A 24,539-nucleotide genomic window follows, 5' to 3' on the forward strand; every position below is an offset into this window, starting at 1 on the left:
GAATAAATATGTGTGGTATCGTCGGTGGCATTGCAGAACGTAGTATTACCAATATTTTGATTGAAGGCTTAAAACGCCTGGAATACCGGGGTTATGATTCAGCAGGTTTGGCACTCATCAACAATAGCCAGGTCCTGCGTGAACGTCGTGTCGGCAAGGTCGCGAACCTTGAACAGGCCGTAAATGAATCACAGATCAGCGGCTCACTTGGCATTGCACATACACGCTGGGCAACCCATGGCAAACCGACTGAAGAAAATGCCCATCCGCATATTTCTGAAAATGTGGCAGTGGTTCATAACGGGATCATTGAGAACTATCAAGAACTCAAAGATGATCTTGAAGCTTTGGGTTATGTCTTTACTTCACAGACCGATACAGAAGTGGTTGCACATCTGATCAATGACGCCCTGAAATCCACCCCCAGCTTAATGGAAGCTGTGCGCCAGGTGGTACCACAACTCAAAGGTGCTTATGCCCTAGGTATCGTGCATACAGATCATCCGGATGAACTGATTACCGTACGTGAAGGTTCGCCACTCGTCATTGGTGTGGGGATTGGCGAGAACTTTATCAGTTCTGACCAGCTGGCGCTGCTCCCGATTACCAACCGTTTTATCTACCTGGAAGAAGGTGATATTGCCCGTTTGACCCGCACCACCATTGAAGTCTTTGTCGATGGTCAACTGGTGAATCGCCCAGTCAAAGAACTGGATGCTGCGGTCAGCAATGCTTCTAAAGGTGAGTACAAGCATTACATGCTCAAAGAAATTTATGAGCAGCCTGAAGCGATCAAACAGACGATTTCCCAAGCCTTAAATGGTAATGATCTGCGCGAAGACTTCCTTGCCAGTGCGGAACAGGACTTCTCCAAAATTCAGCAAGTCCAGATTATTGCCTGCGGTACCAGCTATCATGCTGGCATGATTGCCAAATACTGGTTTGAACAGCTGATTGATCTGCCTTGTCAGGTCGAGATTGCCAGCGAATTCCGTTATCGCACGCCAGTGATTGTGAATCACACGCTATATGTGTGTATTTCCCAGTCCGGTGAAACTGCCGACACTTTGGCTGCATTACGTGATACACAGAAACGTGTAGCAGCCAAAGGGCTAGACATCACCACGATGACCATCTGTAACGTGGCGACCTCTTCGATGGTGCGTGAAACCAATCACAGTCTGCTGACTTTGGCAGGCCCTGAGATTGGTGTCGCATCGACTAAAGCCTTTACCACACAGCTAGCTGCACTGATGCTGTTGGTACTGAAACTGGGTACAGTCAAAAATACAATTTCAGCAGAACAGGTCGCAGCCATTAGCACCGACTTATGGCATATGCCAAAAGTGATTCTGGATACCTTGCATCATGACGATGAAATTTTACGCCTTTCTGAACTGTTTGTAGAAAAGCAGCACTGTCTGTTCCTGGGCCGCGGTACGCACTTCCCGATCGCTCTGGAAGGTGCACTGAAACTTAAAGAAATTTCCTATATTCATGCTGAAGGTTATGCGGCAGGTGAACTGAAGCATGGTCCATTGGCCTTGGTTGACAACGACATGCCAGTGGTGATTCTGGCACCACAGGATGACATGCTGGACAAACTGAAATCCAATATGGAAGAAGTTCAGGCCCGTGGCGGTGAACTGTTTGTGTTTGCTGATGAAAACAGCGGTATTAAAGCCAAAGACCGTCAACATGTAGTCTTTGTACCAAGCGTCGATCCAATCTTGGCACCAATTGTGTATAGCATTCCGGTGCAATTACTGTCTTATCATGTGGCTGTACTTCGTGGTACCGATGTCGATCAGCCACGTAATCTGGCAAAATCAGTCACTGTAGAATAATTTTTTTGTTAAAGGCTGGGAAATTGTGTTCGTATAATTAAGTTTGTATCAAATAATTAAGTTTAGATTTAATTATTTAAGTTTGTATATTAATGAAGTACACGAACAAAACCCTACCCTGTAGACCTAGTGATTCTTCACCAAGTCTACAGGGTTTTTAATATAATTAAATTCAAATTAGAATCACACCAGAAATATAAAATTATTACTAATATATTCAACAATATAGATATATAAAAATCCCACCCTAGATTCAAAAAGCATCCCTTTTTGACCTCGCCTTGAAAACATTTCATTTTTATTTAAAGTATGCTTCCCCTTTCTGAGCAAGAATTCGTATTTTAAAGTGGAAGAATCTAATACAAACTTAATTTCATTTAAAACTCAGGATACCAAATTTTAATACAAACTTAATTTTAAAATTAAAATATAAAGAACAATTAATATCAACAACTTAAGAAAAAAATAAAACAAACTTAATTAAATTCCCATAATTAGGCGCAATATTTGGTCATAAAGCAAAATAAGGGATAAGGAGCTATGTGCAAATTCTGAATAAGTCTACTAGCTACTCCTGTTACTAGCAGCCCACCTTATTTAAAATTAGGTATTTCATTCACTGGATATATTAATGTTAATGGATTTGATGTTAATGAGATAAAGCCAAAACGCTGATAAAACTCTATGGCTTTTTGATCTTTTGCATGTATTACAACAAAATTAACACCAATAATTTGAGCAACTTTTGAAACTTGTTTAAGAGCCTGAGCTAAAAGTACTTTTCCAATTCCTTGCCCTGCGCTGCTTGATCAACGGCAAAGCGACCCACAACCACACAAGGTAATGGATAACGAGGTAATCGTTTAGTGAAAATAGCATTAAATCCTATAGAGGTACTTGATAGACAATAAAATCCTCTCACCTACTGTGTATCATCATCAATAGCAACATAGGTTTTACTTGTTCCTGATTTCTGATGTTGGGATGTGTATTATTTTATGGATTTATTTAGATCATCTTGCCCACAATTAAATGATTTTTTCTGATGATGGGGCGAATTCAAACATGAGGTGCGACAGTTTCAAAAGCCTTATGATAATCAACAAGCTGAGCAAACTTCTCTAATGGTGTAAGCCAATCTAACGCTTTTCTAGGACGAGTATTCAGTGACATGGCAACTTGATTTAAATAATGCTGATCTGCCTGATTTAAATCAATCCCTTTAGGTAAATATTGCCTAATTAAACCATTCATATTTTCGCATGTGCCTTTTTGCCATGGTGAATGTGGGTCACAGAAATATACATCTATGCCTAAATCTTCTTCGAGTATTTTATGTTCTGACATCTCACGTCCACGGTCATAGGTCAACGTTTTACGCAGTTCTGCAGGTAAATATTTCAGAGCTTCAGTTAAAGCCTTGCGCACTGATTCTGCCTTTGCATCAGGTAATGTTGCCAAGATACAGAGCCGTGTATTTCGTTCAATAAGTGTTGCTATCGAACTTTTATTGTCTTTACCTTTAATTAAATCGGCCTCCCAATGACCCGGTATTTTTCTTTCTTGAACTTCAGCTGGGCGCTCATGAATAGTTTTAATATCCTGTAATATAGAATCTTTTTAGGTTCACCGTTAGCTTTTCGCTTTTTATTTTCATGACGCAGACAGGATAATAAGTCTTTTTTCAACTCACCCTTTGGTAATGCTCGTATAGTTGAGTAAATCGTTGTATGGCTTACATTCATTGTTTGATCCAAATCAGGAAATGTCTTTAAACGCTTCGATATTTGCTGAGGAGACCATAAACAACGGATCGCTTCAACAATAAATCTCCAGAGGATTGAGTCGATTTTGAGTTTTCTGTGACCACGTCTACGTCTAGCGAAGGTGTTATCAGAAGCATATCGAGCTTGATAAACGTCATTGATGCTATTTCTTTTAAGTTCACGATAGATCGTACTAGGATGTCTTTTAATAAGTTCAGCAAATTTTCTGGGTGAAAAGCCTTCTTTTCTTGACTCAAGCATTAATGCAGTACGATCTTCAAAGTTAAGATGATGGTATGACAATTTTATATACTCCATAAACCCTTTAAATTAATTAGGTGGTTTATGTCGCACTTCAAGTTTTACTCTGCCTGGTCTTGTAAAACCTCAATTTTCATCCAATAAACTCATTAATTTTTTCATCTCATCATTTGCAGGGCGTGGATTTTCAAGCAAATTCATTAACATATCACGATCAGCATTATTTACTTTTAACTCGTGATGATATTTAAGTAATTCTTTTGCTCGTTCAAATGAGGATTGGATCATAAAGGAACTCACACTAAGACCCAATAAATTCGCAGCTTGCTCAATTACATTCTTTGCATCTACAGTTGAACGAACATTGATTCGTTCTGTTGCTAAGTTAGCCATATTTCCCACCAACTTGTGCATCAATATGATGTACAAGTTATAGCAGATTAAGGCAGTACTTTAAGATTCAAATTTGCATATTTTGTTTTAAAATATTTGGAATATAAAATAAGCATTTTACTATGAACCAAAATGAATGGTCGGGTTTGAGTCTGAATATGCAGTTGGTTTACATAAAAATATGCAACGATGTTTACTAAGATGTAATTTGAATACTTTTGCCTATCCTAAACGTTTTTTAAACTCAGCAATTGAGTACTAAAATACCCGATAAATTATTAAGCTACTGAATTTAAAAAACAATTAAATAAAAATTATAAAATTTTGTTTGTATATAAATATATTTAAGTTTGTATATTTATGCCAAATACAAAATTATCTTCCTTGAGATATGATGAATTATCAACCAAAATTCATAGGTCTTCTGTATGACAAAAATTATAAAAAACTATGAGGAATTAGTAAAAGAAGGATATGGCCAAGGCCATGGACGAGATTATAAATCTTGCAAAACTGTTCATAACTTCAGTTCAATTGGTCGCTCTCATAGAGTACAAGGTCGTGTGAGTAAACGTCTTCACCACTTGTTTTCTGATCTAGAGTTATCCACCTTTTTGCTGCTTGACTGGAATCAGAACGTTACAGATATTCGTGAACATTATCCTTTGGATATCTATGATCTTAACTCCATCTGTTCTCGTTACCGGATGAAAAAGGTATCGGTTGATTATCTACCTTTTACCCTATCTTCAGATTTTTTAGTTGATTTTGGTAAGTTTTCTATAGCCCTCGACACTCTTTATAGTAAGGATTTGAATAAAGCACATATTATTGAGTCTTTAGAAATTAAACGTCGTTACTGGGAAGAAGAGCACAATACGCCATTCAAGCTGATTACCGAAAAGGATATTCCTGCTACGGTACTAGAGAACATTAAATGGCTGTATGTAGAAAAAAATAATCTTGAAATAACAAATCATATGATTGATCAAGCAATTTATTTTATGGAAGAAATTAGCCAGTATCCTCAAAGCTCATTGATCTCTTTCTGCAACCATACTGACCAAACTCAAAAAAGGGGTATCGGAACGACGCTCGCATTGTTTAGAAAACTATTTGCCCTGCGAATACTGCAATTTAATCTAGAAATTTCGTACTTGGAGCTTAAACTCTCTGATATTCATGCAAGTAATTTGCTCCAGAACGAGAATACAGTCCATGCAACTAATTAATTCAGTTTACATCTTGAATTCAACACAATACCGGATACTCAAATTCTTACCGCAGTATACCGTATGGATTGCAATTGATAATAAAAATGCTTTTCCTGAACTCATTTTATCCAAGGAACTTCAAACTCTCTCAGATGATCAAAGCCTAATACCAGCACAAGATCCTTATGAACACTTAAAACGATTAAACTTGAGTGAGGATTCTATTCAACTCAAAAAAAGAGATGAAAACTTTTTTATTATTCAAGATTTAATTAATGATGAACAAGTTCTTATCAATGCAAAAATCAGGACTGCAAAAATTAAAACTATACATCTAGAAAAAGAAGTATCAATTAATAAAATCCTACGACTCCTAAGACGCTACTGGCAACGTGGTCAAACTATAAATGCTTTGGTACCGGACTATGAAAACTCAGGTGGAAAAGGCCAAAAAAGAGCTATAGGTGATAAAAAAATTGGCAGACCACGCATTTATGAATCGAATGAAGGTAAGAATGTCACTGAACAGGTTGAATTATATTTTAAGCAAGCCATCGAAGATTATTTAGTTCCTGTCAAAAAACAATCCATTAACGAAACTTATCTTCGGTTTAAAAATTTATTTTCCAAGCACTTTCATCAAGTGCAAGCTGCAGATATTCCAACGTATGCTCAATTCTATTACTTTTATAATACGCGATACAGAAATCAGAACAATTCCAAGGAAATTTTGACGAATCAGAAAACCCTGAAAGATCACAAACCTCTGACTTCAACAGCGACCAAGCAAGCAAATGGTCCTGGTGCACGTTATGAGATAGATTCAACAATCGCTGACATCTACCTTGTATCATCACGAGATCCATCACAGATTATTGGCCGACCTACCGTATATATTGTTATCGATGTATTCAGCCGGATGATTACTGGGCTTTATGTCGGCATGGAAAACAGTTCCTTTAATACAGCCATACAATGTCTTAGTGTTGCAATCCAAGATAAAGTGACATTCTGTCAGAGTTATGGCTTGCAAATACAACCAGAAGACTGGCCTATTTATGGTTTACCTGGTGCCATACTTGCAGACCGCGGTGAACTAATTGGCTATCAAATTGAACTTCTTGAAAAAAACTTTTCTGTTCGTATTGAAAATGCGCCACCGTATCGAAGCGATGCCAAAGGTATTGTGGAGAGGGCTTTTGGAATCATTCAGTCACGCTTTAAATCCTACGAGAATATTGGTGTTGTTTCTGGATTCAAGGAAAAAAAGAAAGGCGGACATGATTATCGGCTAGAAGCTTGTCTTACTTTGGAAGAGTTCAGAAAAATCATATTAAGCTGCGTCTTATTACGCAATAATTTTGACGTTTTGACAAAATATGACCGCAGTGCCGATATGCCGACTAACCTGCCTTCTATCCCTCTTAAGCTCTGGCAGTGGGGCCTACAGCACCGTACTGGGATGTTGAGACAAGTGGATAACAAATCACTATATGTTGGCTTGCTACCTAGGATCGATGCCTCATTAAGTGATAAAGGACTTAAAGTTAAAGGATTAGTCTATCAATGTTTAGAAATGCATCAACAAGGCTGGTTTATTCGTAACACGACCAAATCCCGCCCGAAAAAGTTGCGCATTGGTTTTGACCCATACTCAGTTAATACTATTTATGTTTTCTTTGATGAAAATAAATTGGAATACTGGGAAGCCCATTTAAGTGATGCCTCACGTCAATATCAGCATCTGACCTGGTGGGAAGCTGAACAGATTCAAAAAGCGATCAAAACTGTTGAAAAACAGCATTCACAATTAAAGTCTGTGGCCATCAGTGAATTGCAGGATTTTACTGACAAAATCATTCACGCAGCACAGAGTCGGCAGGCTCAAGCAGGAGTTAACCAACTTTCTAAAGCACAACGTACTCGGGATATCCGTCAAAACAAACAAGAAGCAATTCAAGTAGAACGTGCAGAGCACCTTCAGAAGAGGTCAGTTAACCCTATCCGGACTATCCACCCCAACATCGATAATGCTCACCCCTCCCCATCTCAAAGCAACAATCTGGATTTAACAAGTCAACCAGATTTAATGAGACAATTATTCGAAGAGGACGATGAAGAATGAATAATAATGAAGTCGCGATTAATACATCAATAGAAGACATCTATGGGGATAATCCTCTTATTACTCAATTACCGCCCATTCTTGACACGAAGTCGGTTATTAAACACCTACGAGGGAAACTAAAATTTATTCCAGAGCAGCGTTTTTTGCCTCAACCAGAAAGAATTCATCTAATTGCTCAACTGCCTCATGATTTTTTCCAACCACTCACCAAACACCTATCCCTTGAACAAAAAATTTCTATCATGATCCGGCAAGGTTACGTGAGCAGAAACATCACTAATGGGGATAGACATCGACATTTACACGCTGCTTTTCAGCAACTAGAGCCATCAAATGAGAGCTCTTACCGCTATGCACCTCCAGAGTCGACTGCAACTAGCATGTCAATTATAGGATGTTCGGGAAGCGGTAAAACAACGACAATGAACAAAATTTTGCGTTATTACCCGCAAGTGATTGAACATAGAGAGCTGGGATTAAAACAAATTGTTTACCTTAAAATTGATTGTCCGCATGACAGCTCTTTAAAAAACTTATGCTCAAACTTTTTTAGAGCAGTAGATTTAGCATTAGGAGATACAAACTTCGAGCATCGTTTCACCAGAAGTCGCTTAAATGTGAATGCTATGCTGCAGCAGATGAAAATTATCGCAAATAATTATTCTATTGGACTTTTAATCATTGATGAAATCCAGCATTTGAATACAAAAAAATCTGGCGGGGCTGAAATCATTCTTAATTTCTTTGTCACCCTTGTGAATGTGGCATCCATTCCAATTGTGATGATTGGGACACCCAAAGCCAATGAAATTCTGCAAGAAGATTTAAGATCAGCTAGACGCAGTGCGGGATTAGGCTCTTTAATCTGGGAACCTATGCGCAATGAAGCACCCACTCCCGATCCTAGCACCCCTGATCAAATGATCATTTCTGAATGGTATGCTTTCACCAACAAGCTGTGGCAATATCAATGGGTTCAACTACCAGCTGAACTGACCGATGAATTAAGAAACACTTGGTATTATTATACGCAGGGCATTCCAGATTTAGTGGTTAAACTGTTCTGCTTGGTGCAGATTCATGCAATCACCATTGGTCTGGAAAAAATTACATCTGAACTTTTTAAAAAAGTCTACGAAGAACAATTACAGCCAGTCCACGATATTTTGGATGCACTCCGCTCAGGCAACCCCACACGTATTGCACGGTATTCTGACTTAACGATCCCTCAAGTTCAAATTGAGGAATATGTTGAACAACACCGTTTCAAAGCTGCATTAAAAACGGAAATACAGCGTAAAGATCTAGGACCACATTATTCCACACTGATAGGTATGCTAACGGCCTTAGGTCACCCCGCTGCTACAATTGATCTGCATGTCACTTCTGCATTAAAAAAATATCCAAACGAGAACTTACAGGTACTACTCCAACATATTCTGGAAGTATTAGACGGCTCTGTAGCAAAAGATAAATTGGACCAGCCTCAGACAACAACATCGGTAAGAAAACCAAGAACATCACGCAAAGTCATGAAAGCAGAAGAATGGAAGAGCACTGAAGCCAATGACTTACGGAATTTTTTCAGTCAAGCACAAGAAAAGGAAGTCGATGTTTATGAGCTATTAAAATCATCTCACTATTTGTTTGATCCCACCTCTCCTGTGTTGCATTAAACAAAAAATAGAGAGTAAGTGTATTATGATTTCAAATTTTCCAATACCATATCCAGATGAGTTAATTTACAGTGTGATTGCACGTTATGCTATTCACAATGGAATTTTAAGTTCCAAATACCTTACTGAAGAATTATTCAATAATAGAAATTTGACGCCAACTTACGATTTACCGTCTTACATAGACAAATTGGCCAGTTATCTACCCGATTGCTATGATGCACTCCATTTGATCAACCAGCACACCTTATTACCAATTTATCAACCGTTTCAACCTGATACAGTGATGCGTTATGCTGTACATGTATTGCAGGGTGAACAGTATCAATCATTACATACCAAGTTGGGAAAAAATGCGTCGCGAATTAAATCTGTGAATTTTTTTCGGTTCTGTCCGCATTGTTGGCAAGAACAGATGGAACAATATGGTGAAGTGTATTGGAAACGTAGCTGGCAGATTACAGGATATGAATATTGTATAAAGCATGAATCTGCCCTTTTTGTCAGCGCTGTTCCTTGCAATGGGCTAGACCGAAGATTTTATAATGCTCATTTAAATGTCCTTATTGACTCCTCACAACTTTTTATTAATTCACAAGACTTAAAGCGTCACCTAGAGTTAGCAAAAATAATCGAGGATCTACTTATTCAATCGAGCCATATTGCAGTACAAGATGTATCGATTTTATCAAATGCCTACTTCAATCTATTGAAAGACAGAGGCTTACTGTCAGGTCAAAAAAATATCAACTACGAAAAAATTCGTCACCTTGTCTTAGATTACTGGGGCGAAAGCTTTCTTCAATACTATCATTTAGATGATCTGCTTTCTGAGAACTGCTGGCTCAAAAATATGTGCAGGAAACATCGTAAAGCATTTTCTTATCTTGAGCATTGCATTGTATTAAAATCGCTGGTTCCAGAGCAAAAACCAATTGAAACATATAAGCAATATGTTAGCTTAGCATCTATAGAAAAAACAAACTTAGATCAGCAGCACGAAGCTCCCCCTGTATGGGTTAATAATAAAATAGATATGATATTATCTGAAGATCAAAAACAATGGACAAAATTAATTCAGAAAAATTCTGTTAAGCAGGCACGTCAATGTGATCCTGCACTTTACGCTCGGTTATATCGTAATCATAAGAACTGGCTATTACTGACAAATAAATCTGCTGTGGTATTACCTTCAGCCATTCCCAAGCCACGTGTAGATTGGAAAAAGCGAGATCAACAATTGATTAAACAACTCATCAAAATCCGGGATCAATTATTAGAAGATCTCGACTCTCCACAATGGACAAAAAAGTTTTTTATTAAGCAACTTGGCTCGGTAAGTATGATTGAAAAAAACTGGAGGTTTTTACCACTCACCACCGCCTTTCTAGAGCGTTACGCTGAGTCTGTAGATTGTTATCAAATACGCCGTCTTACACGAACATTTATTCGCCAATACACTGAAAATCAGTTCTATCCACCGAGTGTTTTTCTTCGACTATCCGGATTAAGCCCTGAACGATTAACGCCAGAAGCTCGTAGATTTTTTAATAGTATTTGGGGGGGAAATTAAAAATGAGTGATTGTCTGATCGAATATTTACCGAAAGATATGATTTATTATACTGCGAAAAAAATTAGTCGACATGGTCAAACTCGGTTTGATATTGATACTTGTTTATTTAACCCTCTTATTAAACGGTATATTCATCTTAAATTGCCAATTGAAAGTATTCTTCTTTATTACCATAAAACTCCAATTGCCAATCCTGATCCACAGAAATTATTTAACCACACCCTGAAATCAGTGGATTTTTCAGCGCTCAACGTTTTAGATTTATCCAAGAACAATTATCAAAAAACGCATAACGGTCAGTTATACTTTGAGTTTAATTATGATTCACCCATATTAAAGAAAAATATGACAATTCTTTTACCTAAGCTTATTCTTGCTCGGGATCTATTTTTTTCACACCCCTATCTTTTACGTGCAGCACTTTTTGCAGAAAATTATTCAACAGATATTTTAGTGGATATGAATGATGAAAATGCTATACATATTAATATTGCGCAAAACAAAAAAATTATGAGAGCTGATATCTCTGATCCTCATTTTTTAAAGAAGCTAGCTTTAATTTTATTACAGCCGGACTTAAATAAGGCCTTCCTTAGTATTTATCAAAAAACAATTGTTGATCAAAAAGGTGTTAAAAGCTTTAATTTTGATATGGAAGCTCCTAATATCAAAAATATTAACCTAACAGTAGAGGGTATTTTTAATAAAAAAACAGGTATTTACAGAATTGAGCGCATCACGTCTTTCAAAAATCTTGATACAGCTATCAACCGCCCTATTCAATTTCATTTCACTTCAAAAAAGATTATACAACAAATAAAAAATGCTCAAGGACAAAATCCCAAGCAGTCAACACCAACATGTCCACCTAGAGAAAAATTAAATCAAAAAGCTGATGCAGATATCGATAAACTAATAGCCAAACTAAGAAACCTCCCAGGAAAAATTTATACGATAGAAGAATTAAAAATTTCTTTAGAGACGCCCCCTTCCGAAACTACCATACGGCAAAGACGAAAGCAGATGGATAAAGACCAAAATCAAGAAGAAGGATTTGCTGGCGGAGAAGGAGATATAGAGGGTACTCTGCCTGGAGTTACAACAGAATCAGATATTCAACTAGAGCGAGTCACTCATAAAGACTTGATTAAGGTATTGGACAAAATTGAACAAAAAGGATATGAAATCAAAGAAATTAAGAATTCACCGTTTAAAAAATATAAACGTTTCCGAGGCCACAAGTTTTCTAACGCCAATCAACTACGATACTTTTATGTCTATAGAATTATAAACACAAAAAATGATGAACAATTCTATCTATGTGAAATTGATACATCTGATGGAAAAAAGAACATCTCTACACTATTACTCCGATATGAAGAAAAAACTCAATTATTAATTGAGATAGATTTCGAAAAATTAAACAATTCAATACTTTCTCAATCACTCAGTTGGCCTAAAAAGTTTATATCTGAAGTAAGAGGTATTACCGCCTTTACTACAATTAATCATCCTTCAAAAAAGGAACAACTAGACGATGTAAATTATTATGTTGACTGGGCTCAACGGATCTTAGCAAAAGCAAAATCGATATAAAAGTTAAACAGTAACATGGCATATAGAAGCTATTTTCCTTCTATAATCACATTTCCCTCACTACTCAGGAATTATTTCGAGAATTCAGATGACACAACTCACTTGTTTTAAAGCCTACGATATTCGAGGCAAACTCGGTACAGAACTGAACGAAGATATTGCTTATAAAATTGGCCGTGCTTATGGGCAAATTTATCAACCCCAAACCGTGGTTGTGGGCTGCGATATTCGTCTAAGCAGTGAAGATTTAAAGCAAGCAACCATTCGTGGCTTAAATGATGCGGGTGTGAATGTTTTAGATTTAGGTATGACAGGTACAGAAGAAGTTTACTTTGGCGCATTCCATTTAGATGTCCAAGGTGGTATTGAAGTAACGGCCAGCCATAACCCTATGGATTACAATGGGATGAAACTGGTTCGCGAGAACTCACGACCAATTAGTGCGGATACAGGTTTAAAAGAGATTCAAGCATTGGCAGAATCTGGTGAATTTACTAAAACTACGGTGAAAGGCTCAACTGAAAAATACAATATCCTGCCTGAATTCATCGAACATTTGATGACCTATATTGATCCAGCAAAAATTATTCCGTTGAAGCTAGTAGTAAATGCCGGTAATGGCGCTGCTGGGCATGTTATTGATGCAATTGAAGGAAAGTTCAAAACACTGAATGTTCCTATTAAATTTATTAAGATACATCATGAAGCGGATGGTACTTTTCCGAATGGTATTCCTAATCCATTGCTAGTCGAAAACCGTGATAGCACTCGCAATGCAGTTTTGGAGCACGGCGCAGACATGGGCCTTGCCTGGGACGGCGACTTTGACCGCTGTTTCTTATTCGATGAAAAGGGGCAATTTATCGAAGGCTATTACATTGTCGGCCTATTGGCTCAGGCCTTCCTGCTGAAACAGTCAGGCGAAAAAATTGTGCACGATCCGCGTCTAGTATGGAATACCTTGGATATTGCTGAACAGTACAAAGGTGAAACTGTGCAGTCTAAGTCAGGACATGCATTTATTAAACAGGTTATGCGCGAACATAATGCTGTATATGGTGGAGAAATGTCTGCTCACCACTATTTCCGTGATTTCGCTTACTGCGATAGTGGCATGATTCCTTGGTTGCTGGCAATTTCTGTACTCTCAGAAACTCAGCAAACACTATCTTCACTGGTTGAAGACATGATTGAAAAGTTCCCTTGCTCGGGTGAGATCAATTTTAAAGTTGCGGATACTCAAGCCACCATTCAAAAGATTTTTGATCACTTTTCCGATCAAAATCCTGAAATAGATGAAACTGATGGTGTTAGCCTCAACTTTGGTTCGTGGCGCTTAAATGTCCGCGCTTCAAATACTGAACCACTACTGCGCTTAAATATTGAAAGCCGTAAAGATCAAAATCCAAAACCAATGCAAGATTATGTCGATGAATTAACGCAGTTGATTCAAGGTTAATATTGTTCTGCCTTTTGATAAAAACCATTCAACCTATACGATAAGTTGAATGGTTTTATTTTCAGCTGCATTCTCGATTGGCTCTATAAAAACCAACAGCTTATTAAAATAATGAACGATCTAAAGGAATTTCAAGACCTACCGATACCCCGCTGTCGTTCCCATGCACATCTGAGTCACTGACCCAACCACTTAATTTCAACGGTGTATTTGGACGAAGATAATGTGTCCACGTTAAATCCAGAGCTTTGATTTCATCTTTTTGTGGAAATGCACGATTAATTTCCAGCGCAGCTTGATTTACTTTTGCCAACAAGATACGACCATTTAGACGATTCATAGCGTCAACGCGAATATCTCCGCCCATACTGTACATTTGACCATCCCCCCCTATAGCATGTGCTAAAGGAAAACCATGTTGGTAATAGCCATCTGTATAGACATGATGATTATATGAATAACCCCAAACCTTTCCATTGGTACGCGTATCCGCCCATTCAGTATAAAGCTGGAACGGCATATTTTTCACTTGTGAGGAATAGTCTAATCCTGCCAAATACAGTTTCCGAGATGGCAATAGACCTGCTTCATCTTCACCGACAAACTGTCCATATAAACTTACAGGAGCGTTGATCCATTGATGTAAGTTTAAACGTGCATCTAGGCCTGCAATTTGGTTTGAGGCATTCCCCTCTCCAGTACACCCACTATCATCACATTCGTTATCTTTACCAATAAAAGCATTCCAATAGGCTTTAAGGCTATCGGGTTGATCTTGACCATCTATTTGGAATGTACGTGATGCACCCAATTCAAGATAAGGTAAAGGTTGGGCTGTTAAACGCATTCCCAAGAGATTTGTATTTGGCACGGCCTCATAATTATCTAATCGGCCAGCAAAAACTTGATACTGCCAAGGTCCAATCCAAGATAACCATTTTGTTTCAAATGCATTTTGTTCAGCACGCTGCATGGTCAAGCCATAGACTGGACGGCTTGCATCACCTCGAACTAGACTACCATCATGCCCTGGCCCCCAATACGTTGGGATTTGCCCAGCAATGAGCCATTGATTCCATAATTTACCAGCTAAATATGACCCTTCAACATTCACATCATGCCCATTATCAATAATTGGATCTTTTTCGGCATTTACACGAAGTCGTGCATCCCACTGCGCTCCGCCAGCATTCAATTCAAACGCTGCTTGATATTGGGACTTTTGCTCATCTGCAAATTGCTGCGGCATATTTTGTGGATCTGTTTCAGCGAATAGCGCCAACTTCGCAGTCGTATTTTCAGCCTCCAAACTAGCTTTAACGGAATTTATAACCTTCTGCTGAACTAAATTTTCAATTTTGGCATTTGACAAGGCACGCTGAATTTCATCTCCACTCAAAGGCCAAGTTGATGTACTGATTTGAATTACGCCTTGCTGATTTAACCAATTTAAATCTGTGCGTAAATCTTTGTTATTTAATACAATCCCTTGAGCAACAACGGGCAGAGCTAAAGAAGATAATATTGCAAATGATAGACTTTTAAGAATTTGATATTTCATAAAATTTTCAATTAATTTATCTATCACACATCATAACGATTTTTTTTGATAAAAGATAATAACCCGTGCATTATTTGCACAATCCATACATGATTCGATCTTAAAATCAAACTGGTATGCTATTCAGTTTTGTGTGGCTAAAGCCTTATCACATTAGTCACGCATTCTTACACGAATCCAATAGCTGAAATTTAACTCTCGTTAAACCCATTCGGATTCTGCTTTTGCCAGTTCCAACTGTCCGCCAACATATCTGCTAAGCCATATTGTGGCTGCCAACCTAACTCCGCAATTGCACGCGCATTATCAGCAAATGACGTTGCAACATCCCCTTCGCGACGTGGTACATACTCAAATGGAATCTCAACTCCATTCACTTTTTCAAAATTATCTCGAATCTGTTTAACTGAAATACCATTTCCTGTGCCAATATTCCATGCTCGGCAGCCTTGCGTTTTTAAACGATGATTCAATGCGCATAAATGTGCATTCGCCAAATCAACCACATGGATGTAATCTCGCACACCTGTTCCATCTGGCGTATCATAATCATTGCCGAAAATCGAAAGCTTCTGACGGCGCCCGACCGCAACTTGAGTCAAATATGGCATTAAGTTATTCGGAATGCCATTAGGATCCTCACCGATCCGGCCGCTCTTGTGCGCGCCTACCGGATTGAAATAGCGAAGCAGCGCAATCGACCACTGGTCATCTGCAGCGGCCAGCTTTTCCAGCATCTGCTCAACAATCAGCTTAGTATAGCCGTAATTATTGCTCGGCATGCCTGTCGGCATATCTTCATTCAGCGGTGAGGCATTTGACTCATCATAAACAGTGGCAGATGAACTGAACACCAGCTTAAATACACCTGCCCGCTGCATTGCTCGAATCAGACAGATTGTACCGCCGATATTATTGTCGAAATACCTTAATGGTATCTGCTGTGACTCGCCCACCGCCTTTAAGCCCGCAAAATGAATCACAGCATCAATAGAATGCTCTTGAAACAGCTGATCAAGAACAGTAGCATCCCGAATATCGCCTTCAATGAAACTTAATTTTTTCTGTGTCAGCTGTTCCGCCCGGCTCAAAGACGCTGCAGAACTGTTAGATAAATTATCAATCACTACCACATCATGACCGGCTGTCAGCAATTCAACACAGGTATGCGACCCAATATAGCCTGCACCGCCGGTCACTAAAATTTTTGCCATATTATTTTCCAAGTAAAATATTCAATAAACCGCGGGTTGAACTATCAAATTCAGCAACATTGTGCTTTTTGCCTTCCAGAACAGGCAGCACCTGATTCGCAATTTGCTTTCCTTTTTCAACACCCCACTGGTCAAATGCATTGATATTCCACAGCACCGACTGTACAAAGACTTTATGCTCATAAAGCGCAACCAGCATACCTAAGGTATAAGGGGTGAGCTCTTTCAGCAAGATGGTTGTGCTCGGCTGATTGCCGGCATATTGCTTATATTCAGGCAAATCCTGCAATTCAGAAGGATCCAAAGCATCGTTGCCGAATGCCAGCAGGCGCGATTGCGCCAAGCAGTTGGACAGCGCCAAATAATGCTGTTCAATCAATGCATCCGCATTTTCCACATAGGTAAATTGATTTGATGCATAGCGCTTTACTGGCGCAATAAAATCACAGCTCACGGCATGCGTGCCCTGATGCAGCAGCTGATAAAAAGCATGCTGCGCGTTCGGACCCACTTCTCCCCAGATAATCGGACAGGTCTTAGACTCTACTTTTTTGCCTGTACGCTGAATCGATTTCCCGTTGGATTCCATTTCCAGCTGCTGTAAATAAGCCGAGAAATATTTTAACCGCCCATCATAAGGCAATACAGCATGGCTTTGAATATCAAGAAAATTATGGTTCCACATGCCAAGCACGCCCATAATGACAGGAATATTTTCATGCAATGGCGCATTTTTAAAATGCTCATCAATAGCATAAGCGCCGCTGAGCAGCTGCTTAAAACCCTCCGTCCCGATATTCAGCGCAATTGGCAGGCCAATGCAGGACCATAAAGAATAACGGCCGCCCACCCAGTCCCAGAGCAGGAACTGCTTATCCTTGCAAATACCCCATTCTGTCATTTTATCAGCTTTGGTGGATACACCCACAAAGTGATGGCAGTCTACACTTTCAGACTTGCCCAGCTGCTTTTCCAGCCACTGACGCGCTGTCTGCGCATTATATAAGGTATCAACGGTGCCAAATGATTTCGAGGAAATAATAAACAGCGTTGTTTCTGGACGGAGCTTATGCAGAATATCTGAAAGCTGTGTGCCATCCATAGTGGAAACAAAATGCACATTCAGCGGTTTAACAGTTTTCACTTTAAAGTCTGACAGCGCATGGCTGACCATCATTGGTCCAAGATCCGAACCGCCTACACCAATATTCACGACATCCTGAATAACTTCACCTGTTGCGCCGCGGTACTGGCCAGCATGAATTTTATCCACGAGCGCGTACATGCGCTCCAGCTGTTCATGAACCTGACGCGCCAATTGAGGATGAATCTCATGATTTTCAGGCAAACGCAAAGCCCAGTGCATCGCTGCGCGCTGTTCGGTATGATTTAATGCTTCCTGAGAAAATAAGCGCTTAATCCATGTGGAGAGATCCCGCGCTTTCGCAACGTCCAGCAAACTGCTCAGGACCGTTTGGTCAACACGGTGTTTGCTGTAGTCAAAAATAAGCTCATTGCATTCAATTGAAAACTGCTCAAAACGCTGCGCATTTTCAGCGAACAATTGGCTTAAATGCTTATGCCCTACATTTTCTTTCAGCTTATCTAAATGCGCCATAGCCGACGCTAAATCTTTTTTTAGAAAAATCTGCAAATTCATCATTATCGCCCTACCCCAATATAAGCGAAACCCTGTCCCTTAACATAGTCAGGCTGGTAAATATTGCGTCCATCAAGAATAAGCGGATGGCGCATAGCTGTTTTTAGTTGTTGATAGTCTAAAGACCAATACTGTTTCCAGGCGGTCAAAATACACAGCGCATGCGTACCGTCAGCAGCCTGATATTGATCCGCGCAAAGCGTCAAATCATCACGGTCACCATAATATTCAAATATCTCATCCAAAGCCTGAGGATCATGCAGCCTCACTTTGACGCCCTGCGCCCACAAAGCCTCAAGCATAATATGTATGGGAGAAAAATGCGTGCTGGATGTATTGACTTTGAAGGATGCGCCCCAAATCGCAACTGTTTTTCCAGCTAAATCCCCATGGAAATAATTCCATAGTTTACGAAACAAAAACTCTTTCTGCTGCTCGTTGATTTCCCAGACTTGATCCAATAAACGGCTTTTGATGCCCGTACCGGCAATCGTATTCGATAAAGTTAAAATATCGTGTGAAAAATTTTCACCGCCAAATCCAGCGCCAGCATATAAATAGGCTGCTCCGATACGGCTGTCTGCTGCCATGCCGTCCCGGACATTCGAAATATCAATACCTAATTTTTCAGCCACCACAGCCAAATCATTCATATAGCTGATGCGTGTTGCCAGCATGCCTGAAATACTGAGTTTGGTAAACTCTGCATCGACAACCGGCATAAATAAATACTGCTGCTCGCGGGGAAATAATGGCCGCAGCATTTCCTTCAGCTTAGATTCAAGCTTAATGTCATCACAGCCGATGATCACTTTACTTGCGCTGCTTACACTGAGAATGGCGTGGCCTTCCTGCACCGTATCTGGCAAATAAACCCAATCATCTTCGGATAAAATTTCTTTCAGCTTTTGGGTTCCCTTCAGGCCGAAAGTGGAAGCATTGACCATTAATTTAGGATGAATAATGGTTTTCAGCTTCAGCTTTTCAGCCATTGCAAACGCTTTGCTGATATCCACAGGATTATAGCTGAAAAAATAAACATCAATATCCAAAGGCAAAGAAGCAAAATTGCAATATTGGAGAAATGGGCCTTTAAGCTGCTTTTCTAAAGCCTGTACAACGTCCTGTTCTTTGGTATCAAAACAATCCAAAGATTCAGAAAGGTCCTCACTGCAGATATAGACATAGTGTCCGCATTCAGCCATTAATGCTGCAGTTACGGCAGCATAAAGCGTCGTCCCGAATATTGCTATTTTCATGCTTCTCTGATTCCCCTCTTTATAAATTCAATTCTTGAATCATCGCTTTAAAATCATCGCCCAATTGAGGATGATCAACACCATAACGCAGTACAGCTTTTAAGTAGCCCAATTTGCTGCCGCAGTCAAAGGTTTGGCCTTTCATACGGTAAGCTTCAACAGCTTCGGTTTTTTGCAGCATTGCAATAGCATCCGTCAGCTGAATTTCATTGCCGGCACCTTTAGGCGTTTCCTGAAGCAGCTTCATAATTTGAGCAGGCAGCACATAGCGGCCAACAACTGAAAGATTTGAAGGCGCTGTACCTGCAGCCGGCTTTTCAACAATGCCCTGCATGACGATGCTTTTGCCTTCTTCAGGACTGTGTTCAACATCCACAATGCCGTATTGATCCACCATATGATCAGGCACAGCTTCCACCATAATCTGAGAAGCATTAACCTCATTAAAGCGCTCAATCATCTGCGCCAAATCATTTTTTAAGTCAGTGTCTTTCACCAGCACATCCGGCAGCAGCACCGCAAAGGCTTCATTGCCCACAATATCTTTGGCACATAATACCGCATGCCCTAAACCCAGCGGCTGTGGCTGACGCACACTGACAATACTGACATGATCTGGAACAATTTCAGTAATCGACTTTAATAAATCGTATTTCTTTTTGTTCTCTAATGTTGTTTCTAGCTCAAAGTTGCGGTCAAAATAATTTTCAATCGATGCTTTTGAAGAATGCGTCACCAGAATAATCTGCTCAATTCCTGCAGCTACAGCTTCTTTGACAACATATTCAATGGCTGGACGGTCAACGACTGTCACCATTTCTTTAGGAATTGATTTGCTGGCTGGCAGAAAACGGGTACCCAAACCTGCGACTGGAAGAATTGCTTTTTTGATCATTGCATCACACTTCTAAAATTAAATTTTGTAAAATGATGTTTACTAAATATAAACTGATTAATAGGCAGCCTTATTAATAAAACCTTTAAAGACCGTTAAAAATATAATTTTAAGATCCAGCAGCAGGCTCCATGTGCGAATATATTCCAAATCGCATTCTACCCGCTTTTCCATCTTATCCAGCGTATCTGTTTCACCCCGCCAACCGCGGATCTGAGCCAATCCTGTAATGCCAGGCTTAACCTTATGGCGCAGCATATAGCCAGTAATCAACTTCCGATACTCTTCATTATGTGCAGCAGCATGTGGACGAGGCCCTACAACAGACATATTACCTAAAATAACATTAATAAATTGTGGCAACTCATCTAAAGAAGTTTTACGCAGAAAACTACCAACTTTGGTCACACGTGGATCGTTCTTTACAGCTTGCTTAACGTCTGCGCCATTTTCCATTACAGACATGCTTCTAAATTTATAGACTAGAATAGGCTTGCCATTTAAGCCATAGCGGATTTGTTTAAAAAACACAGGCCCTTTAGAATTCAGCTTAATAGCGATAGCAATGCAAAGAAGGAGTGGTGAAATCAGCATTAAAATAGCCGAAGCGACACAAATATCTTCTATACGCTTCAAAAAAATATTAATGCCTTTAATACGTGTATCGATAATTGGAATAATTGGAGTCCCATTAATATCTTCTACTCGAGAATATAAAAAATCATAACTAAATAACTCAGGGACAATAACTGTTGAACATGTTGTATCCGAAAGCATTTTTAATAGGTTATCGACTTGATGAATATTTTCCTGACTTGTCACAATATAGACTTGATTAATATCTTCTGAATGAATAATGCCAATTGCATCATTTACATTACCATTGAAATCATATTGGTCTGCTTTTTCATTAAATGAATAAATACCCAGCGGATTAAATCCAATCCACTCTGATTTTTTCAAATCAGTAAAAAGCTTATGCGCTTTAACAGAATCACCAATAACAATTACATTTCGAGATTTTTTGAATATTTTAAAAGAAATGGCATATATTAAACGAACAAAAATTCGCAACACTGCCATAAATACTAAGACTGCACAAAAATATTGAATCAGAACCTTTAAACTAATATCAGAATAAAAAAGACAAAATGGAAGAAGCAAACAAGCACTAAAGAAGATATTTTTTAAGCAAGCAACCAATTCATTAAATAAACTTACACCACGCCAAGAGCGGTAAAAATCGGTCAATCCACCAATCAATTGAAAAAAACTGACCATACTTAAAAATATAAGCATAGTCTGGTGGCTGATCACTAATGAGTTTAAATTAAAAACAGCATACAAAGCCCAATAAATGGCAACCACATCACAAAATCTTTGTAAAATTGATACGTAAGAGGCATTTAATCGAGAAGCCATTTTTTTTCCCATATCGCTTAATTTATTATATAAACAGCCATTCTTATCAATGAAACCCATTACATAGATTCTTGATTTATTTAGAAAGTCCATCCAAAGTCTTGAAAAATCAATAAAATAATTAATATTTTCTTTACCATTATAAACACGCAATCATTTTTTGACAATTAAACTCTAAAATTACTTCCTGAACCGTACCGGGTTTGTCGGAGACTTTTTATTTAAGTTAGGCCACCTGACCTAACGGGTTAATCTTATCATAGTACATTGCTTCAAACTCAAAAGGCGATACATAACCCAGTGCACTGTGTACACGCTTTTTATTGAACCAATCTACCCAGTTTAGTGTCGCAAGTTGTACATCTGCTAAACCTTGCCAATCTGCTTTTAAATATTCAATCACCTCTGTTTTGTATAAGCCATTCACCGTTTCAGCCAGAGCATTATCGTATGAATCACCAGTTGTACCGACTGATGCTCGTAAATTTGCAGCTTCTAAACGATTGGTATAGCGAATAGAAAGATATTGAACACCTCTATCGGAATGATGAATCACATTCTTTGGCATGCCTCGATCGTGCAATGCTTGCTCCAATGCATCGAGTACCATATCTGTATTCATCCGTGTAGATACTTTCCATCCAACAATTGCTCGTGAGAACACATCAATAACAAATGCGGTATATACCCAGCCTGAATGAGTTTGAATATAGGTAAAGTCACCCACCCATAGTTGGTTTGGATGATCAGCATTAAAATTACGTTTCACTAAATCATCTGTCCGTTTTTGGTCATCTCGGTTACGGATGGTTTGTTTATTCTTACCACGCCAAACACCTTGTATACCTAGCTTTTGCATCAATCGAGCAACTGTACAACGTGCAATAACATAACCCTCACGTTTTAATTTTTGCCAGACTTTACGTACACCATATCGACCTGAACTTTCCTTCCAAATTCGTTTAATTTGTTCAGCATGATGCTCATCATGTAGATCTCGTTTCGCTCGATGTTCTGGATTTTCGCAGAGATCTAGAGTCCGGTAATAGGTTGAAGCTGCGATCGGTAAAATCCTACAAATCGCCTCGACTCCGTACAGCTCTTTATTATTATGGATGAAATCCACCATTATTTGTGTGGGCGGTCGAGCTCCGCCTGGGCGAAAAAAGCGGCTGCTTTACGTAGAATTTCATTGGCGCGTTGCAGTTCTTTATTTTCGCGTTCCAGTTGTTTGATACGTTCTTGGTCTGAAAGCTGCTGTACTTTAACTGGATTTTGTTTATCTAAATGCTTTTGATGCCAGGCACGAAGTGTTTCAGGAGTACAACCAATCTTAGGCGCAATTGCTGTGATTGCAGCCCAAGTAGAAGGGTAATCTTTTTCAGATTCAATCAATAATTGAACCGCTCTTTCTCTGATTTCAGGGGTATATTTTAATTTTGTCATCGGGATAGTCTCTCAGAATATTGACTCTCCGACAAACCCGGTACGGTTCATCCATTATCTTTGACTATATTAGGACTTACGCATTGACGGATTTAAAAAAGTCTCAAACTACTTTATAACGTATCTGTGATCAGACGAACTAAACATGCTTCTACAGCAACTTGTACATTACCCATTTATATGGGCTTTCTCATGACAGAACCAAACTCTATTAGCTGCACACAACTTGCCGAGACTTATAATATCTCGCATGACAGTGTAAATCGCTTTTTGGAGCGTGAAGACTACACAGCTCACGATCTATATCAAGAAGCAATTCAACACATTGATAATAATAAACTTATAGTCAGTATTGATGATACTGTTTTAGATAAGCCATATAGTCAACATATGGACTTAGTTAGCTATTTTTGGTCAGGTAAACACCACCGATCCGTCAAGGGTATTAATCTCATTACCTTGTATGCGACAGATCAACATGGCAAAAATATTCCAATTAATTTTCGAATTTATGATAAGTCAGAAAGTAAAACCAAGAATGATTACTTTATGGAGATGTTAAGTGAAGTACTCGATTGGGGTGCAAAGATTCAATTCATTACAGGTGATAGTTGGTATTCATCGACTGAAAATCTAAAAACCATAAGAAAACATGGTATTCGATTTATGTTTGGTGTCGACAGTAACCGTAAGGTTTCCCCTGAAAAAGGACAATGGTTTCAACTCCGTTTATTGCCGAATTTTCATCAGGGTCAAGTGGTCTGGCTCAAAGATGTTGGCTTTGTACAATTATTTAAGACTCAGTTAAAAGAACAGCAGAGATTTTATATTGTGCATCAAGATGAAGATGATTTATTGTCCTTTGATGGTTTTTATGAATTACATTCAAGTCATTGGAAAATAGAACAATATCATCGAGTAATTAAACAGGTTTGTCATATTGAAAAGTTTCAAGTAAGACGATCCAAGCTGATTTTGAATCATATTTTCTCAGCCTTGATGGCCTATGTTGAGATACAAAAGAACCAGTTTGAGCGGATCTTTGAAAATGTATATCGTTGGCAGAAGAAATTATTTAGACCAATTATCAAGAACTTTATTGATGAATTTATTCTCGATAAGAATCATCTGCTGCCACAGAAAATCTATAAATAATAGTGCGTAAGT

Annotated in this window: 16 protein-coding genes, 2 pseudogenes and 1 other annotated feature; of the genes and pseudogenes, 8 read left to right on the top strand and 10 right to left on the bottom strand. The window is 38.8% G+C overall.

What is annotated here, in order from left to right:
* The first annotated feature begins 8 nt into the window (after positions 1-8).
* On the top strand, positions 9-1,847 hold the full coding sequence (glmS, locus tag HGD77_RS15180) for a glutamine--fructose-6-phosphate transaminase (isomerizing) (protein WP_168730942.1): 1,839 nt from the start codon (positions 9-11) through the stop codon (positions 1,845-1,847).
* A gap of 593 nt (positions 1,848-2,440) precedes the next feature.
* Here glmS and HGD77_RS15185 read toward each other — a convergent pair.
* The 3 genes and pseudogenes from HGD77_RS15185 to HGD77_RS15195 form a co-directional block, all read right to left on the bottom strand.
* Positions 2,441-2,910, bottom strand: a pseudogene (locus HGD77_RS15185) (GNAT family N-acetyltransferase).
* Positions 2,907-3,874 (bottom strand): annotated as a pseudogene (locus HGD77_RS15190) (IS30 family transposase). The pseudogenes HGD77_RS15185 and HGD77_RS15190 overlap by 4 nt, the downstream one beginning before the upstream one ends.
* A gap of 126 nt (positions 3,875-4,000) precedes the next feature.
* Complete coding sequence (locus HGD77_RS15195) at positions 4,001-4,267, bottom strand: DUF1778 domain-containing protein (RefSeq protein WP_004728824.1); 267 nt, start codon at positions 4,265-4,267, stop codon at positions 4,001-4,003.
* 428 nt (positions 4,268-4,695) lie between these two features.
* Here HGD77_RS15195 and HGD77_RS15200 point away from each other — a divergent pair, with 428 nt between their 5' ends.
* The 6 genes from HGD77_RS15200 to HGD77_RS15225 all read left to right on the top strand — a co-directional run bounded on the left by HGD77_RS15200 (position 4,696) and on the right by HGD77_RS15225 (position 13,915).
* Complete coding sequence (locus HGD77_RS15200; protein WP_004728826.1) at positions 4,696-5,499, top strand: heteromeric transposase endonuclease subunit TnsA; 804 nt, start codon at positions 4,696-4,698, stop codon at positions 5,497-5,499.
* Positions 5,486-7,606, top strand: a complete 2,121-nt coding sequence (locus HGD77_RS15205) for a Mu transposase C-terminal domain-containing protein (protein ID WP_168730943.1) — start codon at positions 5,486-5,488, stop codon at positions 7,604-7,606. The genes HGD77_RS15200 and HGD77_RS15205 overlap by 14 nt, the downstream gene beginning before the upstream one ends.
* Positions 7,603-9,285: an AAA family ATPase gene (locus tag HGD77_RS15210; RefSeq protein WP_168730944.1), complete on the top strand. Its 1,683-nt coding sequence runs from the start codon at positions 7,603-7,605 to the stop codon at positions 9,283-9,285. The genes HGD77_RS15205 and HGD77_RS15210 overlap by 4 nt, the downstream gene beginning before the upstream one ends.
* Before the next feature lie 25 nt (positions 9,286-9,310).
* A complete protein-coding gene (locus HGD77_RS15215; protein ID WP_138742793.1) occupies positions 9,311-10,858 on the top strand; it encodes a TnsD family Tn7-like transposition protein in 1,548 nt (515 codons plus the stop codon).
* A 2-nt stretch (positions 10,859-10,860) separates the two neighbouring features.
* Positions 10,861-12,456, top strand: a complete 1,596-nt coding sequence (locus HGD77_RS15220; RefSeq protein WP_026056512.1) for a Tn7-like element transposition protein TnsE — start codon at positions 10,861-10,863, stop codon at positions 12,454-12,456.
* An 88-nt stretch (positions 12,457-12,544) separates the two neighbouring features.
* On the top strand, positions 12,545-13,915 hold the full coding sequence (locus HGD77_RS15225) for a phosphomannomutase CpsG (RefSeq protein ID WP_168730945.1): 1,371 nt from the start codon (positions 12,545-12,547) through the stop codon (positions 13,913-13,915).
* 103 nt (positions 13,916-14,018) lie between these two features.
* Here the strand turns inward: HGD77_RS15225 and HGD77_RS15230 are convergent, their stop codons facing one another.
* The 7 genes from HGD77_RS15230 to HGD77_RS15260 all read right to left on the bottom strand — a co-directional run bounded on the left by HGD77_RS15230 (position 14,019) and on the right by HGD77_RS15260 (position 23,372).
* Positions 14,019-15,476 (bottom strand): capsule assembly Wzi family protein, encoded by a 1,458-nt coding sequence (locus tag HGD77_RS15230; protein ID WP_168730946.1) that lies wholly within the window; start codon positions 15,474-15,476, stop codon positions 14,019-14,021.
* A 191-nt stretch (positions 15,477-15,667) separates the two neighbouring features.
* Positions 15,668-16,690, bottom strand: a complete 1,023-nt coding sequence (gene galE, locus HGD77_RS15235; protein WP_168730947.1) for a UDP-glucose 4-epimerase GalE — start codon at positions 16,688-16,690, stop codon at positions 15,668-15,670.
* Position 16,691: 1 nt separating this feature from the next.
* Positions 16,692-18,308, bottom strand: a complete 1,617-nt coding sequence (gene pgi, locus HGD77_RS15240; protein WP_415877833.1) for a glucose-6-phosphate isomerase — start codon at positions 18,306-18,308, stop codon at positions 16,692-16,694.
* 44 nt (positions 18,309-18,352) lie between these two features.
* Positions 18,353-19,609, bottom strand: coding sequence for a nucleotide sugar dehydrogenase (locus tag HGD77_RS15245; protein WP_168730949.1), 1,257 nt, complete (start codon positions 19,607-19,609; stop codon positions 18,353-18,355).
* 19 nt (positions 19,610-19,628) lie between these two features.
* On the bottom strand, positions 19,629-20,504 hold the full coding sequence (gene galU / locus HGD77_RS15250) for a UTP--glucose-1-phosphate uridylyltransferase GalU (RefSeq protein WP_168730950.1): 876 nt from the start codon (positions 20,502-20,504) through the stop codon (positions 19,629-19,631).
* A gap of 57 nt (positions 20,505-20,561) precedes the next feature.
* Positions 20,562-21,986 (bottom strand): undecaprenyl-phosphate glucose phosphotransferase, encoded by a 1,425-nt coding sequence (locus HGD77_RS15255; RefSeq protein ID WP_228761448.1) that lies wholly within the window; start codon positions 21,984-21,986, stop codon positions 20,562-20,564.
* A gap of 166 nt (positions 21,987-22,152) precedes the next feature.
* Positions 22,153-23,372 (bottom strand): IS3 family transposase gene (locus HGD77_RS15260; RefSeq protein ID WP_168730951.1). Its coding sequence is split into 2 segments (ribosomal slippage): positions 22,153-23,096 and positions 23,096-23,372, totalling 1,221 coding nucleotides; the frame shifts between segments, so codons are not numbered across the junction.
* Positions 22,981-23,097, bottom strand: a sequence feature (AL1L pseudoknot). It overlaps the preceding gene by 117 nt.
* 126 nt (positions 23,373-23,498) lie before the next feature.
* On the opposite strand from HGD77_RS15260, the gene HGD77_RS15265 reads away from it, so the two are divergent.
* Positions 23,499-24,527, top strand: a complete 1,029-nt coding sequence (locus HGD77_RS15265) for a transposase (RefSeq protein ID WP_080591875.1) — start codon at positions 23,499-23,501, stop codon at positions 24,525-24,527.
* Positions 24,528-24,539 lie beyond the last annotated feature (12 nt).

It is taken from the genome of Acinetobacter sp. NEB149, assembly GCF_012516415.1.
GTDB classification, from domain to species: domain Bacteria; phylum Pseudomonadota; class Gammaproteobacteria; order Pseudomonadales; family Moraxellaceae; genus Acinetobacter; species Acinetobacter lwoffii_V.